This is a genomic window from Bacillus sp. AM 13(2015) (assembly GCF_001518755.1).
GTDB lineage: Bacteria > Bacillota > Bacilli > Bacillales > Bacillaceae > Bacillus > Bacillus safensis.
The window spans coordinates 1-15885 of record NZ_LKCP01000041.1 but is presented as its reverse complement, the minus strand read 5'-3'; the positions used below and the strand labels follow the sequence as shown (position 1 = coordinate 15885).

13 protein-coding genes, 21 tRNA genes and 1 rRNA gene are annotated in these 15885 nt (G+C 43.3%); 7 read left to right on the top strand and 28 right to left on the bottom strand.

The window, feature by feature from the left end:
* Nucleotides 1–26 precede the first annotated feature (26 nt).
* The 4 genes from AOQ70_RS05950 to AOQ70_RS05935 all read left to right on the top strand — a co-directional run bounded on the left by AOQ70_RS05950 (nucleotide 27) and on the right by AOQ70_RS05935 (nucleotide 2871).
* Complete coding sequence (locus tag AOQ70_RS05950) at nucleotides 27–1358, top strand: cytochrome ubiquinol oxidase subunit I (protein WP_039180899.1); 1332 nt, start codon at nucleotides 27–29, stop codon at nucleotides 1356–1358.
* A 22-nt stretch (nucleotides 1359–1380) separates the two neighbouring features.
* Complete coding sequence (locus AOQ70_RS05945; RefSeq protein WP_169510868.1) at nucleotides 1381–2427, top strand: cytochrome d ubiquinol oxidase subunit II; 1047 nt, start codon at nucleotides 1381–1383, stop codon at nucleotides 2425–2427.
* A 68-nt stretch (nucleotides 2428–2495) separates the two neighbouring features.
* A complete protein-coding gene (locus AOQ70_RS05940; protein ID WP_008342921.1) occupies nucleotides 2496–2654 on the top strand; it encodes a DUF1540 domain-containing protein in 159 nt (52 codons plus the stop codon).
* 25 nt (nucleotides 2655–2679) lie between these two features.
* Nucleotides 2680–2871: a hypothetical protein gene (locus AOQ70_RS05935; protein ID WP_041086813.1), complete on the top strand. Its 192-nt coding sequence runs from the start codon at nucleotides 2680–2682 to the stop codon at nucleotides 2869–2871.
* A 105-nt stretch (nucleotides 2872–2976) separates the two neighbouring features.
* On the opposite strand, the gene menC is transcribed toward AOQ70_RS05935, so the two are convergent.
* The 6 genes from menC to AOQ70_RS05905 form a co-directional block, all read right to left on the bottom strand.
* Complete coding sequence (gene menC, locus AOQ70_RS05930; protein ID WP_059375216.1) at nucleotides 2977–4101, bottom strand: o-succinylbenzoate synthase; 1125 nt, start codon at nucleotides 4099–4101, stop codon at nucleotides 2977–2979.
* Entirely contained in the window at nucleotides 4088–5548 is a 1461-nt protein-coding gene (locus tag AOQ70_RS05925) for an o-succinylbenzoate--CoA ligase (RefSeq protein ID WP_059375213.1), read from the bottom strand. The genes menC and AOQ70_RS05925 overlap by 14 nt, the downstream gene beginning before the upstream one ends.
* Before the next feature lie 73 nt (nucleotides 5549–5621).
* Complete coding sequence (gene menB, locus AOQ70_RS05920; RefSeq protein ID WP_039180914.1) at nucleotides 5622–6440, bottom strand: 1,4-dihydroxy-2-naphthoyl-CoA synthase; 819 nt, start codon at nucleotides 6438–6440, stop codon at nucleotides 5622–5624.
* A 14-nt stretch (nucleotides 6441–6454) separates the two neighbouring features.
* Entirely contained in the window at nucleotides 6455–7282 is an 828-nt protein-coding gene (gene menH, locus AOQ70_RS05915; protein ID WP_059375208.1) for a 2-succinyl-6-hydroxy-2,4-cyclohexadiene-1-carboxylate synthase, read from the bottom strand.
* Nucleotides 7264–9009 carry a 2-succinyl-5-enolpyruvyl-6-hydroxy-3-cyclohexene-1-carboxylic-acid synthase gene (gene menD / locus AOQ70_RS05910; protein ID WP_059375205.1) on the bottom strand — a complete coding sequence of 582 codons (1746 nt, stop codon included), beginning with the start codon at nucleotides 9007–9009 and terminating at the stop codon, nucleotides 7264–7266. The genes menH and menD overlap by 19 nt, the downstream gene beginning before the upstream one ends.
* The gene (locus AOQ70_RS05905) at nucleotides 9002–10420 is read right to left on the bottom strand and encodes an isochorismate synthase (RefSeq protein ID WP_059375200.1); all 1419 of its coding nucleotides are present in this window, start codon (nucleotides 10418–10420) and stop codon (nucleotides 9002–9004) included. Before AOQ70_RS05905 ends, menD begins: the two co-directional genes overlap by 8 nt.
* 378 nt (nucleotides 10421–10798) lie before the next feature.
* On the opposite strand from AOQ70_RS05905, the gene AOQ70_RS05900 reads away from it, so the two are divergent.
* From AOQ70_RS05900 to AOQ70_RS05890, 3 genes are all read left to right on the top strand, one after another.
* The gene (locus tag AOQ70_RS05900) at nucleotides 10799–11737 is read left to right on the top strand and encodes a 1,4-dihydroxy-2-naphthoate polyprenyltransferase (RefSeq protein WP_039183276.1); all 939 of its coding nucleotides are present in this window, start codon (nucleotides 10799–10801) and stop codon (nucleotides 11735–11737) included.
* Nucleotides 11738–11856: 119 nt separating this feature from the next.
* Nucleotides 11857–12591, top strand: coding sequence for a TraR/DksA C4-type zinc finger protein (locus AOQ70_RS05895; protein ID WP_058838175.1), 735 nt, complete (start codon nucleotides 11857–11859; stop codon nucleotides 12589–12591).
* A gap of 86 nt (nucleotides 12592–12677) precedes the next feature.
* On the top strand, nucleotides 12678–13154 hold the full coding sequence (locus AOQ70_RS05890) for a TspO/MBR family protein (RefSeq protein WP_024424942.1): 477 nt from the start codon (nucleotides 12678–12680) through the stop codon (nucleotides 13152–13154).
* 77 nt (nucleotides 13155–13231) lie between these two features.
* Here the strand turns inward: AOQ70_RS05890 and AOQ70_RS05885 are convergent.
* The 22 genes from AOQ70_RS05885 to rrf form a co-directional block, all read right to left on the bottom strand.
* Nucleotides 13232–13303, bottom strand: a tRNA-Glu gene (locus AOQ70_RS05885).
* Between the two features lie 9 nt (nucleotides 13304–13312).
* Nucleotides 13313–13403 (bottom strand) — tRNA-Ser (locus tag AOQ70_RS05880).
* A gap of 3 nt (nucleotides 13404–13406) precedes the next feature.
* A tRNA-Asn gene (locus AOQ70_RS05875) sits at nucleotides 13407–13481 on the bottom strand.
* A gap of 6 nt (nucleotides 13482–13487) precedes the next feature.
* Nucleotides 13488–13564: transfer RNA gene (locus AOQ70_RS05870), tRNA-Ile, on the bottom strand.
* A 17-nt stretch (nucleotides 13565–13581) separates the two neighbouring features.
* A tRNA-Gly gene (locus AOQ70_RS05865) sits at nucleotides 13582–13655 on the bottom strand.
* An 11-nt stretch (nucleotides 13656–13666) separates the two neighbouring features.
* Nucleotides 13667–13742, bottom strand: a tRNA-His gene (locus AOQ70_RS05860).
* A 27-nt stretch (nucleotides 13743–13769) separates the two neighbouring features.
* Nucleotides 13770–13842: transfer RNA gene (locus AOQ70_RS05855), tRNA-Phe, on the bottom strand.
* 18 nt (nucleotides 13843–13860) lie between these two features.
* Nucleotides 13861–13937 (bottom strand) — tRNA-Asp (locus AOQ70_RS05850).
* Between the two features lie 4 nt (nucleotides 13938–13941).
* Nucleotides 13942–14018 (bottom strand) — tRNA-Met (locus tag AOQ70_RS05845).
* A gap of 23 nt (nucleotides 14019–14041) precedes the next feature.
* Nucleotides 14042–14134 (bottom strand) — tRNA-Ser (locus AOQ70_RS05840).
* A gap of 7 nt (nucleotides 14135–14141) precedes the next feature.
* A tRNA-Ile gene (locus tag AOQ70_RS05835) sits at nucleotides 14142–14218 on the bottom strand.
* Nucleotides 14219–14222: 4 nt separating this feature from the next.
* Nucleotides 14223–14296: transfer RNA gene (locus AOQ70_RS05830), tRNA-Met, on the bottom strand.
* A gap of 25 nt (nucleotides 14297–14321) precedes the next feature.
* Nucleotides 14322–14394, bottom strand: a tRNA-Ala gene (locus tag AOQ70_RS05825).
* A gap of 8 nt (nucleotides 14395–14402) precedes the next feature.
* Nucleotides 14403–14479, bottom strand: a tRNA-Pro gene (locus AOQ70_RS05820).
* A gap of 7 nt (nucleotides 14480–14486) precedes the next feature.
* Nucleotides 14487–14563: transfer RNA gene (locus tag AOQ70_RS05815), tRNA-Arg, on the bottom strand.
* 10 nt (nucleotides 14564–14573) lie between these two features.
* A tRNA-Leu gene (locus AOQ70_RS05810) sits at nucleotides 14574–14659 on the bottom strand.
* Between the two features lie 12 nt (nucleotides 14660–14671).
* Nucleotides 14672–14743: transfer RNA gene (locus AOQ70_RS05805), tRNA-Gly, on the bottom strand.
* Between the two features lie 30 nt (nucleotides 14744–14773).
* Nucleotides 14774–14856, bottom strand: a tRNA-Leu gene (locus AOQ70_RS05800).
* An 8-nt stretch (nucleotides 14857–14864) separates the two neighbouring features.
* Nucleotides 14865–14940 (bottom strand) — tRNA-Lys (locus AOQ70_RS05795).
* A 37-nt stretch (nucleotides 14941–14977) separates the two neighbouring features.
* Nucleotides 14978–15053 (bottom strand) — tRNA-Thr (locus AOQ70_RS05790).
* A gap of 33 nt (nucleotides 15054–15086) precedes the next feature.
* A tRNA-Val gene (locus AOQ70_RS05785) sits at nucleotides 15087–15162 on the bottom strand.
* A 548-nt stretch (nucleotides 15163–15710) separates the two neighbouring features.
* Nucleotides 15711–15826: ribosomal RNA gene (gene rrf / locus AOQ70_RS05780) — 5S ribosomal RNA — on the bottom strand.
* Nucleotides 15827–15885 lie beyond the last annotated feature (59 nt).

The window sequence follows — 15885 nt, the reverse complement described above, 5'->3', positions numbered from 1 at the left end:
AAGCGATAAGAAAGGCGGAGAAAAAATTGACTGATCTCGTTTTAGCTAGAAGCCTGTTCGGCACAACCATGGGCTTTCATATTATTTATGCCTCGCTTGGCGTTGGCATCCCGCTAATGATTTTGTTAGCTGAACTCATCTTTCAAAAAACGAAGGACCCGCATTATGCCATCATGGCCAAGCGATGGACAAAAGCACAGGCTGTTCTGTTAGGGGTCGCCATTCCAACAGGCACGATTGCTGGTACGCAGCTTGCCCTTTTATGGCCAGGTTTTATGGAAGTTATCGGAAAAGTCATGTCACTGCCATTCCAGATTGAAATCTATGCGTTCTTTATAGAAGCATTATTTATGTCTATTTATGTGTACGCAGCGGATCGCCTATCAAATGCAATGCGCATCATTACGGTTATTTTTATCGTCATTGGTGCAGCTGCATCAGCGATTCTGATTACAAACGTACATGCTTTTGAAGGGACACCTGCTGGCTTTCAGATGGTGAATGGAGAAATTACAAACATCGAGCCTTGGAAGGCCTTTTTCAATCCAAGCTTTGCTGTGACTGCTACACATGTTGTGCTGTCTGCTTTTACAACAGGTGCTTTTGTCATTGCTTCCGTTGCAGCTTTTAAAATGCTCAAAACTAAAAAAAATGAGAAGCTCTATACATTTCATCGAAAAGCCCTTTTTCTTGGACTCATTGTAGGAGGACTTTTCTCTTTTCTAACAGCCTTAAATGGCCACGAATCCGCTCAGCTTCTGTATGAATATCAGCCTGAAAAGCTGGCTGGAGCTGAAGGTTTATTTGAAACGCAATCACATGCGCCTCTTGCAATAGGTGGTTTTACGGATGCTGATGCGCAGGAAATTAAAGGTGCGATCGAAATTCCTTGGGCGCTTAGTTTTCTCGCAGGAAATAGCTTCGATACGGTGGTCAAAGGGTTAAATGATTTTCCTCGTGACGAGTGGCCGCCTTTATTTATACACACATTATTTAACGGCATGGTCATTATTGGATCGGTGCTCATTCTATTTGCGGTATTGGCACTGCTTTACCGTAAAATTTTAAAACGTGAAAAATTTCCGAAGTGGCTTCTTTTTCTTTACTTATTCGGCGGGCCTCTTAGCCTTTTGGCTATTGAATTTGGCTGGATCTTTGCTTGTACAGGCCGTCAGCCATGGGTCATTTATCGAATGCTCAAAACCTCCGAGGTTGTCACATCATCTGGCTCGATCGGGACACTTTTTATCCTTTTTGCCATTGTCTATCTCATCTTAGGCATAGCAACCGTTATTGTGCTGACGTACTACTTTAGAAAACATACGATTGAAGAAGACCTACGGTTAACAGAATCTTAAAAAGGGAGCGATCTTGATGCAAATGGATGTTACAACTGATGCGCTCATTGCAATCACCATCTTATGGGGATTCGTTTTTATCTATGCAGTGATGGCATCAATGGATTTCGGCGCAGGATTTTGGTCGATGATTTATATGAATAGAGAACAAACAAAGGCAGCTAATATTGCGAATAAGTATCTTTCTCCAACTTGGGAAGTGACAAACGTTTTTATTGTGGCCATCGTTGTCGCATTGTTCAGCCTGTTTCCAGGTGCGACCTTTGTACTTGGTACCGTTTTATTAATACCCGGCAGCATCATCTTATTGCTTCTTGCACTGCGAAGCGGGTTTCTCGTGTTTTCTCATTCACTGCCTAAGAAATACCGAAAAGCGGTGACTTATATTTCAGGGATCAGCGGCTTTATCATTCCGTCCATCCTGATCATGGTTCTCCCAATTACCCATGGTGGATTTATCTTTCAGGAGAACAACGTCTACTCTTTAGATCTTGGACTGGTTTTTACAAGTGCAAATGTTTATTCTTTTGTCGGCTTTGCCATCTTCAGCACCCTTTTTCTTTCGTCCTTGCTTTTAGCTGATTTCTCTAATGTAGCTAATGAAGATGAAGCTTACAGCATTTATAGAAGAGGGGCGCTCATTACAGGTCCACTTTCACTCATGATGGCCTTTTTTATCATGCTGACATTACGAAGCGAGGCGAATTGGCTGTTCACAAAAATGATGCAGAACATCCCTATTCTTCTTGTATCTCTCCTAATGTTCCTGCTAGCAGGACTAGCTCTATTTTTACCAAACAGCCGTTTTAAGCATCGGAAAGGGAGACCACGCCTTGCCGTCATTGCGATTACCATTCAATATTTCTTAGCAAGCTACGTGTACGGACGTGCTCACTTGCCTTACATGGCCTATCCAGATATTACAATCATGTCTGGATTTACAGACCCTGTCACATTTAGGGCATTATTTATCACCTATATTGTAGGTTTTATCATCTTATTTCCTGGGTTCTATTTCTTCTGGAAATTATTTATGAAGGATAAGCGCTATATTCGTCAGGAAGATTAACATGAATGGACGAGCTTCATTTCGGTTACATTATAGATGAAAGACATACTCAAAAGGAGGTCATCTGTATGAGTCAAAAAATCCTTTGTGAAGTCAATAACTGTTCCTATTGGAATACTGGAAACCGCTGTGGTGCAGATGCAATCTATGTCGTCAGCCACACAGGAAATACGGCTGAGAAAAGTGAAGAAACGGATTGTAAAACGTTTAAACCACAAGATCTTTAAGTCTCATTAAAGGAGGCGCTTCAATTTGAAACACGATCGGCTGCTTCAAACGTTTTTTGACGAAATTCATGACGCGGATGAAGCCGCATTCCATCAAGCCGCTCACTCCTTTTTAAACCTTTGGGATTATGAATATGGACATGCAGCAAACATGCCCAATGAAATGCATCAGTATATCGGACAGCTTGCTTATGACAGCGAGCTGGTAGAAGAGTAAGAAAGAGCGGTTCACCGCTCTTTCTTTTTGTTCAGACAGGAAGGAAAAACTTTCCCTCACTATACATCCATTCTATTGGATAAGCAAAAGGTGATTTCTTCGTTTTTATCTCACAAAATCATGTTTTGTAAACACGTCGATTTTATCTGAAAACGAACGGAGCGCTTGGTAATCAACTTCCACGCCCATTCCTGGCGAGCAAGGCACCTCAATAAACCCATTTTCAACCTTAATTTCAGGAAAAATGATATCCTGCTCCCAAAATTTTGACGAAGCTGAAATATCACCGGGAATTGTAAATTGAGGAAGTGAAGCAAGTGCCACGTTCTGCGCGCGGGAAATACCTGTTTCAATCATCCCCCCGCACCATAACGGAATTTGATGCTCCTTACTGAACGTATGAATTTTAAGAGCCTCTGTCAGTCCGCCAACTCGTGAAGGCTTCACATTAATAATTTGACAGCTGCCAAGCTCTACAGCTTTTCTGGCATCATCTAAAGAACAAATACTTTCATCTAAACAAATCGGCGTTTTTAAATGTTTTTGCAAATGGCGATGGTCCACAATATCATCTGCAGCTAGAGGCTGTTCAATCATTAATAAGCGAATATCATCGAGCTGCTTGAGCTTGCTAATATCTTTTAATTCATAAGCAGAGTTTGCATCTGCCATTAATGGCAGATCAGGAAAAGACTCTCTTATCTTTTGAAGAAGTCCAATATCTTGTCCCGGTTTAATTTTTACCTTCACCCGCTGATAGCCTTGATCAACAAATTGCTGAATTTGCTCAAGCATATCGTCAATAGGGCCTAACCCCGCCACAACACCAGATGGTATTCTATCTTTTGTGCCGCCTAATACATCTCGTAAAGACTTATTCTCACGCTTCGCATAAATATCCCAAACAGCCGCTTCAATGCCTGCTTTGGCCATCCTATTGCCTTTAAATTGATACAGACTGTCAGGTATTTCTGAAGGATGTGTAAAGGTGCGCGTCAGCACGTTCGGGATAAAGAAAGCCCTCAGCATATGATAGCAAGTCTCAATTGTTTCTTCTGTATACCAAGGAGAAGAAAAAGCAGATACCTCTCCCCATCCAGTCAATCCTGTTTGATCTTTTACTTCAACAATAATAAACTCACGCTCTGAAATGGTTCCAAGACTTGTTGTAAATGGTTGTTTAAGCTTCATCGTGACATGATATAAAATTACTCGTTCAATTTGAATCATTTGAAAACCCCTTTGATCTGAGTCTGTGCCTTTGCAATTTATTCGATGCATTTCTTGGCAGCTCGTTCACAAAGTGAAAAGCGGCGGGCCATTTATATTTGGCTAAATGCGACTCACATAAAGCATAGAGCTCATTCTCCGGTATCTTATCATCCGTTACAAGGAAAGCAGCCGGTACCTCTCCCCATCTATCATCATACATACCCGTTACTCCGGCTTCCTTTACATGCGGATGTGTTAGAAGAACCGCTTCAATTTCCGCAGGATAAATATTTTCTCCGCCAGAAATAATCAAATCTGAACGGCGGTCAAGCACAAATAAGAACCCTTCCTCATCCACATAGCCAATATCCCCCGTCTTCAGCCAGCCCTCATGAAAGGCAGCCGCGGTCGCTTCTTCACGGTAAAGGTATCCTTTCATCACATTTGCACCTTTCACCATAATTTCGCCATGCTCAAAAGGACGGCAAATGCGATCACCATCTTGAATTTTCAGTTCACACCCAAAAAGAGGTTTTCCCGCTGACCCAAGCTTCTCTACACTAAATTCAGGTGCAAGCGTCACAATTTGTGAACAGGTTTCCGTCATACCGTACGATTGAAAAACAGGAAAGCCCTTCTCTTTGCTTTCTTGGAGCATCGCATATGGCGCAGGTCCTCCGCCTAATAAAAGACAACGCAAAGAAGACGGACATTCTTCTAGTCTGCTTAATAACCGAGATAACATCGTCTGCACAACAGAAATCATCGTCACACGATGCCGTTCAATACAACCCTTTACTTCATCAACGTCAAACTTCTGATGAAGCACGACTGTCATTCCATAGATTACAGACTTAAATAAGGCAGATAAACCGCTAATATGAAAAAGAGGCAGGGCGATGAGCCAGCGGTCATCCTCTCTGAGACCCAAATTCAATGCAGAGGAAACAGCACTATGAAAATGATTGCCAAACGTTTGCTCTACACCTTTTGGACGTCCTGTTGTCCCAGATGTATACATGATGGTTGCTGTTTCATTCAAATCAAATTCGCTCTCGATCTTTTTTTCATGGCCTTTCCCTGGTTGAGGTAAAGTTTCCATTGTATAAACGGGTAAATCACCCTCATGATCGCTCGCATAAATAGATTCCGTTAATAACGCCGCTGCTTTTGCATCTTCTAGCTGATAGCGCCTTTCAGCTTTTGTCAGCTTATTATTCAATAGCACGATTTTTAATCCTAATAAAAAACACGCATGTACAAGCATCACCATGTGAGGATGATTGTTCATCAAAAGCGCAACTGTTTCCCCTTTTTTCAATGATGCTTGTGCAAGTCTATTTGAAAGCTCGTCCGCTTCTTGAGCTAATTCGTGAAATGTCCACTCTTTCTCTTGATAAATAAGTGCGACTCGATCTGGTGTTAAATAGGCACGGTGCAGCAGCCAATTAGGTTGCTTCATCATGAGACACCTCCTTTTCGTAAAAGAAAACAGCTTAGTCTGATGCACTAAGCTGTTGTTCATTAATATCATTGAATCAAGGGAAACGCGGGAACTGACCGAAGTCCGGCTTGCGTTTTTCCTTAAAGGAATCGCGTCCTTCTTTTGCTTCATCTGTTGTGTAATAAAGAAGAGTCGCATCTCCTGCAAATTGCTGAATTCCAGCTAGCCCATCTGTATCTGCGTTAAATGCAGCCTTCAAGAATCGTAAAGCAGTCGGGCTCTTTTCTAGCATCTCCTCACACCACTTCACCGTTTCCTCTTCAAGCTGATCTAATGGGACAACTGTGTTAACAAGTCCCATATCAAGCGCTTCTTGTGCATTGTATTGACGGCATAAGTACCAGATTTCTCTCGCTTTCTTATGACCCACAATACGTGCAAGATAGCCTGAACCGTAACCGGCATCAAAGCTGCCTACTTTTGGACCTGTTTGTCCAAAAATCGCATTATCTGCTGCAATTGTCAGATCACACACTATGTGGAGAACGTGTCCGCCTCCGATTGCATAACCTGCAACCATCGCAACAACCGGTTTTGGAATGACACGAATCAAACGCTGTAAGTCTAATACATTTAGACGTGGAATTTGATCGTCTCCTACATAACCGCCATGGCCGCGGACTTTTTGGTCTCCACCAGAACAGAATGCTTTTCCGCCAGCACCTGCAAGTACGATCACACCAACTTCTGAATTATCACGAGCTCGTGAAAATGCATCAATTAATTCACTAACAGTCTTTGGGGTAAACGCGTTATGTACGTGTGGACGATTAATCGTAATCTTTGCGATACCATTGTACGTTTCATATAAAATTTCGTCATACTGACGCTCAGTTTGCCATTCAATAGCCATCAATATTTCCTCCTCTAATCTTGCGCTAAAATAAACTCACTTACTATTTTACCAAAAAACTGTGGTTGTTCCACATGAACTGTATGCCCAGCATGCTCAGCCAAAATGAATTGACTTCCTTTCAGCTCCTGCTGCATACGTTTGCCGATATGGAAAAACTTTTCATCAAGAGTTCCGCAAATGAGCAAAACAGGCAAATGAATATGCTTTAATGCCTTCCAAACAGACGGCTGTGAACCTGTTCCGATGCCTTCTAAGCTGCGAGCCAGCCCAAGTGGATTGGCTTTCAGTCTTCCTTCTCTCAGTTGAGCCTGCTTTTCCGCTGATAAAGCTTTCTGCGAAGCAAACAAAGGAATGCTCTCCCAAAAATCCACAAACTTCACTAAGCCTTCATGCCTGATTTTTTGGGCGAGTTGATGATCCTGCTTCAGTCTTGCCATCCGCTCTTTAAATGTGCGAAGCCCTGGAGACGTACTCTCAAGGATCAGTTTGTTGACACGATCTGGATAACGAGCGGCAAATGATAAAGCAATACGCCCTCCCATAGAATATCCGAGAATATTCACTTTGTGAAGCTTTAATTGGTTTAAAATCTCTGCAAGATCTGCCAGCTGCTGAGACATCGCATATCTTCTCACACTTTCTGGCGAGTCCGTACGCCCATGTCCAAGCAAACTGACCTGAATCAGTCTTGTATTCTCCAAATTAGCATTCAAGAACGTCCAAGACGCTGCACTTCCAGTGAAGCCGTGTAAGCATAATGTGGCATTTGCTGCCGATGGGTTCTGATCCACCACTTCGTACGCTACCCCATCACGCATTCTTATGATGAGAGAAGGCATTCTTTTTTCACTTCTTCCAATATGTCATCCATCATTTGACGATGCTTGTCTACACGGGAATGACGATCTGTTTCAATTTCAATTAAATGAAGCCCAGGTTCATCGATATGCGCCATATACACATCATGCAACTCTTGTTTCGTTGCGGGTTTCGAATAGGTTCCCCCATATAACCTCGATGCATACTCAAAATTCAGTCCTGTCGGCGTTCCAAAGAGCTTTTCATAATACGGTTCATCAGACGCCTGTGGAAGGAAAGAAAAGATACCTCCCCCATCATTGTTTATTAAAACAACTGTCAGCGGAATGTCCATCAGCTTAGCTGCAAGCAGACCGTTCATATCATGATAAAATGATAAATCTCCAATGACTAAAGTGACAGGCTGCTTCAAAGCTGCATACGTGCCAAGTGCTGTAGACACAACGCCGTCAATGCCATTTGCTCCGCGATTCGCCATCATTCGAAAAGGCTTGGACTGAGTTTCAAAAAATGTATCTACATCACGAATCGGCATACTATTTCCGATAAAAAGGACACTCTCTTTTGGCAAGAGGTGCTGAAGCTGACGGTACACATTCCCTTCAAAGGACAAATCCTCATCTGAATAGTGGGCAGCATGCGTTCTGAATGAAGAATTAGCATTCTGCCATCGGTTTAAGAAACTTGTCTCTTTACGTTGGACTTCTTGATTTAATGCTGCATCTACAAAAGCAGCCACATGACTTTCTATAACGTACGAAGCACTTAACCCAGGATCACGGAAACCTCCGGCAGCATCTACAACAATCTGCTTCACTTCCGCATGTTTTTCCAGCCACTTGAATAAAGGCTTAGATACAGGCATCGGTCCAAAACGAATGACCATATCCGGCAATAGATGCTGCTGTAATGCTTCATCTTTTAATAAAGAATCATACGCATCGATAATGAGATCTTCATTTTCATGCCCGTTGCGCAAAAGAGAAAGTGGGTCAGCTAAAATAGGTAAATGCAGGGCTTTCGAAAGGCGTAAAACCGCCTCTTTTTCTTCCTGTGTATGAAGTTCACCAGCCACAATCAATCCCTTTTTGGATTGGTTCATGACGGTTACGATTTCAGACATCACCCGATCATTAGGGAAAGCCTGACCTGATGCTAATACCTTTTTCGTATCCTCTTTTTCTCGCGCGAAAGGATTAATAGACAGATCAGGAAGCAATGGCTCTCTCAGAGGTACATTGACCTGAACAGGCCCCTTTGGCTCCTGCATCGACATGTGATTTGCTCTCGCAGCTGCCGCCTGAACATAACGCAACATCGTTTGACTGTCCTCCGGCAATGCTAAGTCTGTGAACCATTTAACAAACTTACCGAATAAGAATTGCTGATCAATCGCTTGAGGTGCCCCAACTTCCCTCAATTCGTGCGGCCGATCAGCAGTTAAAACAATAAGAGGTACACGAGAATAATGCGCCTCTACAACGGCTGGATAAAAGTTAGCAGCTGCCGTACCTGATGTACAAATAAGCAGCACTGGTGATTGACTTGCTTTTGCAAGACCAAGCGCATAAAAAGCAGCAGACCGTTCGTCCACTAAAACATGAACATGGATGTCTTGATGAGCAAGGGCCAGCATCGCAAGCGGAGTTGATCGAGAACCAGGACAGACAACTGCCTCTTTCACACCACCTTGGACGAATTCATCCATCAATCTGCCTATATATGTTGTCATGATGTGATTATTCAATAGGATGACCTCCAAGAGCAGACAGCATTGGTCTTAACTTCACTTGTGTTTCTTCATACTCCTGCTTTGCAAGGGAATCCTCTACAATTCCGCAGCCAGCGAACAAACGAACACGGTCTTCCTCAATAAGACCTGACCGAATGGCTACAGCAAATTCTCCATTATCCTGAGAATCAATCCAGCCTACGGGCGCTGCATACCAGCCGCGCTTGAGCGGTTCGATTTCACGAATCACTTCAACCGCCATTTCCTTTGGATATCCGCCTAGTGCCGGCGTCGGATGGAGCTGCTCAATTAATGAAAAGAGGGAACAGCTGCTTTTAATTTCTCCCACAATCGGTGTAAACAAATGCTGAATGTTTTTTGTTTTATAAAGACTTGGTTGATTTGGTTTATGCACGTGAAGGCAATTCGCTTCAAATGCTTGCTCAATCATATTGACAACAATTTGATGTTCAATCAAATTCTTCTCATCATGCAGCAGTTCCTCGCCTAATGCGTGATCCTCCGCTTCATCTTTTCCGCGAACAATGGAACCTGCTAAACAGGAGGAAAAGACCTCTCCGCCGCTTTTTTTCACTAAGCGTTCCGGCGTGGCTCCGACAAATGCTTGTCTTCCCTGTTCAACCGCAAATACATAACTCGTTGTTTGATGCTTTAATAATTCCGCTAATAGTGGAGCGAGTTCAATTTGATTTTTATAGTGAAGCAAGACTTCTCTTGCTAAAACAACCTTTTCATATTCGTTTGCACGAATGTGGTCTGTCGCTTCTTCGATCGCCTTCATCCATTCCTTCACATCCAGCTCTTCCACATGAACAAGTTCAGCTTGTCCACCAGTCCGAACTGGCAATGTCTCGAAACGAGAGGCTTTTTGTTCTAATTCCTGAATAAGCTGATGAACATTCCCGTCCACCTGCTTCCACTCATTGATCGTAAGAAAACTGCCTTCTTTTGAGACAGTCAGCATGATCGATGGCACAAAAAAATGAGCCTCGCCAAATGCTTCCCAATGACGCGCCTTCTCTTCATACGGATCAAACGAGAATCCTCCAAATAAAAGCGGACCAACAGCCGCTTGCTTTAACTCCTTCTCATCATGAAAATGGAACATGTGCTGCTTGAGCTGTTCCCATTCTTGATGGACTATATCGAATCGTTCCTTGCCTTGCTCAGATGATTTAATGACGGCCGCTCTGCCAAGTCCAGAAAATATCATTTGGCTTTCTGGATCAGACCAAAAAAACCGCTCGCCTAAAAAATCCGCTTCGCCGCTTTGGAAAAAGGCAAGAGGATCCAGATCGTCAACTCTTCTGGAGTAGCTTATCAAAACAGCATGGTTGACGTTATTCGCTTCTTCTAATGTCGCAAGCGCTTCCTGCCGGAAAGTACTTTGCACTGTTGTCACCATGATACATTCCTCCAAAATCCATGAATTACATAAAAAATAAAAACATAATGAAAAAATACATGAACATTCGAATATGTCGAATGACCTGCTTTTCTATTATAAACCTTAACAGATGAACTTAGTAAAGAAAACAGCTTCTAAAACCTCGAATCCTTATTATATCACGCTTTCAAGATTTTTTCGCTCTTGCTTATTGAAACGAGAGCATCTAAAGCAAAATGGCAGGACCGTTCTAAAATCAAGCTTTCCTTCGATATGGCAACGATTAGCAAACATCTTTTTCCCGATTCATCGCATCAATATATTGACACCTTTTTGAACTTTGCTAAACTGGAATTTGGACGTGTACGTATTTTTTTATTTAAAGGAGTATATTTTATGCAGCATCAATCGATATCAGATCAGCTTTCACCAATAAAGCCTGATAAAAACTGGCGAATTTGGTGGAATTTACTACGACCGCATACACTAACAGCGGCTTTTATTCCCGTTACTTTAGGAACTGTTTTAGCACTTCCAAGTGGTCAAATACATGTTGGGCTATTTTTAGCCATGCTGTTTGCATCTATGTTTATCCAAATCGCAACAAACATGTTTAATGAGTACTTTGATTATGTTCGCGGGCTGGACAACGAGAAATCTGTCGGCATCGGCGGAGCCATTGTAAGAAACGGTGTGAAGCCAAAGACAGTCCTCAGCCTCGCTTATGCACTATTTGCACTTTCTTTATTACTTGGGGTATATATTTGCATGATGTCTAGCTGGTGGATTGCACTAATAGGTCTTATTTGTATGGCAGCAGGCTATTTCTATACTGGCGGCCCTGTACCAATTGCATATACACCGTTTGGAGAACTTGTTTCAGGTGCTTTTATGGGATTAGGGATTATCCTGATTAGTTTCTATATCCAAACAGGCACACTGACGTCTAAAGCTGTTCTCATTTCACTACCAATTTCTATTTTAGTTGGTGCCATCTTACTGTCGAACAATATCCGTGATTTAGACGGGGATAAGGAAAATGGACGAAAAACACTTGCCATCCTTGCTGGACGTAAAGCTGCAGTGAACATTTTACTTTCCATGTTTTTGGTATCATATGTACTCATTTTTGTTTATATCTTCACAGATATCGTCGGTCTTTGGAGTCTTCTTGTTTTACTCAGTGTGCCAAAAGCCTATACAGCCATTAAAGAGTTTAAGCAAAAAGAAAAACCGATTGAATTAATGAATGCCATGAAATCTACAGCTCAAACCAATACATTTTTTGGTTTTCTGCTGACGATCGCTTTGATCTTACAATACTATATCGCGTAACAAAGAACGCCTGCAGCCGCAGGCGTTTTTTTTAATTAGGAATTGCTTCAAATTGGAACTAGTCTTACATACAAAATTGCTCATACTAACAATATGTTTGATATGAAAGGATGATCGCTTTGTTGTCAAAAGACGAATTACATCATTTGAAGCAGCGCCTTCTCGATGAAAAGAAAGAACTTGAAGCCAAAAGCCATGACGATGAACAGAAAGTATCCTTTCCTTACGATTCAGTCGGAGAACTGTCTGCCTATGATAACCACCCGGGCGATCAAGGGACAGAGCTGTTCGAACGTGGGAAAGATATTGCTTTAAACAGCTTGGAACATGAACATATGTTAGACATCGATGAAGCACTTCAAGCCATTGCAGACGGCTCTTATGGACTATGCAAGGTCTGTAAGGCTCCTATTCCAAAGGAACGCTTAGAAGCCTTGCCTACTGCCGTCACATGTACAGAGCACTCAAAAGAACAGACCGTTTCACAAAACCGTCCGATTGAAGAGGATTTATTAAGTCCACCAGCTGGACAATTTGAAAATGAAGAAAGTGCTGCGTACGACGGAGAGGATGCCTACCAAGACGTAGAACGCTACGGAAACTCTGATACCCCGTCTGATATGGAATTCCCACCTTTGACATACGATGATGTGTATACACAATCAGAAGATGAAGATTATGTGGAGGACTACGAAGGATTCGCAGCTGCTGATATTGAAGGAAAAGCAAGCAAGGTGTATCCGAACAAAGCACACGAGGCCTATGAAGAAGCATTAGACGAAGAAGGTGTCATGACGGTATTTGGTGACTTGAAACCGTACGAGGAAGAACCTTATACAGAAGAAAATCATTAGTCCCCTCATATTGGGGGCTTTATGTTTATATCATGTAATGATTGGGAAATCACTTTAAGAGTGAATTTGATTGGAGGAGATTCTTGATGGCTAGAAAAAGTATCATTTGGGCAATTGTCGTCTTCTTTATTACATACGCACTATTCTCTATTGCCGGATTCTTGTTCCCCATCGACAGAGAATGGTATGACGCATTAAATAAACCAGAATGGACGCCTGGTGGCGGTGTGATTGGTGCTGTGTGGGCTGTTTTATTTGCACTCATCTCATTGTCCGCAGCGATCATTTATGGAAAATATGGTTTCCAAAAAATCACTTTACCATTTTGGATTCTTTTCCTTTTAAATTACGTATTCAATCAAGCCTTTAGTTTTTTTCAATTTACACAAAAGGATTTGTTTGTGGCTACGATCGACTGCCTGCTCGTTGCACTGACAGCACTTGCACTTGTCATCGTCTCACGTAAACTAAGCAAAGTCGTTCCAATTTTACTGATCCCTTATGTCTTATGGGGCTTCTTTGCGACATACTTGTCTTATACGATCTATTCCATGAATATGTAAAAAAAGACCGCCATGATAGCGGTCTTTCGTTTTCAAGAAAACAAAAAAGAGATCTTTGACAAGATCTCTTTTAAAAATGACCCGTACGGGATTCGAACCCGTGTTACCGCCGTGAAAGGGCGGTGTCTTAACCGCTTGACCAACGGGCCATACAATAATGGCGGAGAAGGAGGGATTTGAACCCTCGCGCCGCTTACGCGACCTACACCCTTAGCAGGGGCGCCTCTTCAGCCACTTGAGTACTTCTCCATTTGGCTCCGCAGGTAGGATTCGAACCTACGACCGATCGGTTAACAGCCGATAGCTCTACCACTGAGCTACTGCGGAAGATCATGGTGGGCCTGAGTGGACTCGAACCACCGACCTCACGCTTATCAGGCGTGCGCTCTAACCAGCTGAGCTACAGGCCCATGAACAGATATACAAATGGAGCGGGTGATGGGAATCGAACCCACGACATCAGCTTGGAAGGCTGAGGTTTTACCACTAAACTACACCCGCAAAAATATGTATGGGGCGATTGATGGGAATCGAACCCACGAGTGCCAGAGCCACAATCTGGTGCGTTAACCACTTCGCCACAACCGCCATACTATGAATATTTTTTTATAAAAGTGGCTCGGGACGGAATCGAACCGCCGACACACGGATTTTCAGTCCGTTGCTCTACCAACTGAGCTACCGAGCCAAGTATTCTTTTGAAAAATGGCGGTCCGGACGGGACTCGAACCCGCGACCTCCTGCGTGACAGGCAGGCATTCTAACCAACTGAACTACCGGACCATTTTGGTTGCGGGGGCAGGATTTGAACCTGCGACCTTCGGGTTATGAGCCCGACGAGCTACCGAACTGCTCCACCCCGCGATGATATGGTTTTAAAAAAAATATGGCGGAGGAAGAGGGATTCGAACCCCCGCGGGCTTTGACACCCCTGTCGGTTTTCAAGACCGATCCCTTCAGCCGGACTTGGGTATTCCTCCGTATAGATGGTGGACCTTGTAGGACTCGAACCTACGACCGGACGGTTATGAGCCGTCTGCTCTAACCAACTGAGCTAAAGGTCCTTTATAGCGGCGGAGGGGATCGAACCCCCGACCTCACGGGTATGAACCGTACGCTCTAGCCAGCTGAGCTACACCGCCATGATCAAAACAATCTTTTAAAAAGTGGAGCCTAGCGGGATCGAACCGCTGACCTCCTGCGTGCAAGGCAGGCGCTCTCCCAGCTGAGCTAAGGCCCCATAAAAGATGGTCGGGAAGACAGGATTCGAACCTGCGACCCCTTGGTCCCAAACCAAGTGCTCTACCAAGCTGAGCTACTTCCCGATCTTAATGGCGCGCCCGAGAGGAGTCGAACCCCTAACCTTTTGATCCGTAGTCAAACGCTCTATCCAATTGAGCTACGGGCGCTTATTTATAATGCCGAGGGCCGGACTTGAACCGGCACGGTAGTCACCTACCGCAGGATTTTAAGTCCTGTGTGTCTGCCAATTCCACCACCCCGGCGTGGATGGTATAAGCGGAAGACGGGATTCGAACCCGCGACCCCCACCTTGGCAAGGTGGTGTTCTACCACTGAACTACTTCCGCATTACAGGATTTCTTTATTTTATTTGGCAATGCGGGTGAAGGGACTTGAACCCCCACGTCATAAAGACACTAGATCCTAAGTCTAGCGCGTCTGCCAATTCCGCCACACCCGCATGAAACATGGTGAGCCATGAAGGACTCGAACCTTCGACCCTCTGATTAAAAGTCAGATGCTCTACCAACTGAGCTAATGGCTCGCTTTAAAAGCGACTTGTCTATCTTACCATATGAAAGTGGTGCCGGCAAGAGGACTTGAACCCCCAACCTACTGATTACAAGTCAGTTGCTCTACCAGTTGAGCTACACCGGCTTTATCTATCCTGACATTATGTAAGAATAAATATGGTGGAGGATGACGGGCTCGAACCGCCGACCCTCTGCTTGTAAGGCAGATGCTCTCCCAGCTGAGCTAATCCTCCACTATGTAGGAATCTCTCGATCCGACAAAGATTATTATATACAGGTTTTAATCATTTGTAAAGGCTATATTAAAAAAATTTTATTTCAATTTTCATTGCGTTATTTTTTAACAAAAGATCGTCATATCACCTATTCATACAGCTGCTGTTCAACGTTCAACAGCTGAACTTTTCTCTCCTCTATATTCTCTTTCAAAACGTTCAATTCCTTCAGAAATATTAGCAGTCTCTCATTTTTATACTTTAATGATATAGGTATCTCTAGACGTAAAGCATTTATAGAAATCGAATAGACTTACACATCTTCAATTTAATTAAAGATATATGGAGTGCCCCTATATAAGCTCATACTCTGTCTCTCTATTGTTTTGTATAGATAAGGTTTTATGCCATGAACATCTTTAGGTTCAAGTGTTTCACATGCTACGCTTGGACATAAGAAGGTGCAACGATCTTTCATCAAACAAATGGAATGAGATAAAGTATGATGCATGAACCTCAATCTGCACAAAAAAGACCAGTTCCAAATGGAACTGATCCTGATAGAAGCTTGGCGGCGTCCTACTCTCACAGGGGGAAACCCCCAACTACCATCGGCGCTGAAGAGCTTAACTTCCGTGTTCGGTATGGGAACGGGTGTGACCTCTTCGCTATCGCCACCAAACCTGATGGAGAGAATGTTCTCTCAAAACTAGATAACAATGTTCATGCTTCACAAATGAA

Coding starts and splice junctions, on each gene's coding strand:
- AOQ70_RS05945 (WP_169510868.1), top strand. CDS start 1,381: ATGGATGTTACAACTGATGCGCTCATTGCAATCACCATCTTATGGGGA.
- AOQ70_RS05940 (WP_008342921.1), top strand. CDS start 2,496: ATGAGTCAAAAAATCCTTTGTGAAGTCAATAACTGTTCCTATTGGAAT.
- menC (WP_059375216.1), bottom strand. CDS start 4,101: ATGATTCAAATTGAACGAGTAATTTTATATCATGTCACGATGAAGCTT.
- AOQ70_RS05925 (WP_059375213.1), bottom strand. CDS start 5,548: ATGATGAAGCAACCTAATTGGCTGCTGCACCGTGCCTATTTAACACCA.
- menB (WP_039180914.1), bottom strand. CDS start 6,440: ATGGCTATTGAATGGCAAACTGAGCGTCAGTATGACGAAATTTTATAT.
- menH (WP_059375208.1), bottom strand. CDS start 7,282: ATGCCTTCTCTCATCATAAGAATGCGTGATGGGGTAGCGTACGAAGTG.
- AOQ70_RS05905 (WP_059375200.1), bottom strand. CDS start 10,420: ATGGTGACAACAGTGCAAAGTACTTTCCGGCAGGAAGCGCTTGCGACA.
- AOQ70_RS05900 (WP_039183276.1), top strand. CDS start 10,799: ATGCAGCATCAATCGATATCAGATCAGCTTTCACCAATAAAGCCTGAT.
- AOQ70_RS05890 (WP_024424942.1), top strand. CDS start 12,678: ATGGCTAGAAAAAGTATCATTTGGGCAATTGTCGTCTTCTTTATTACA.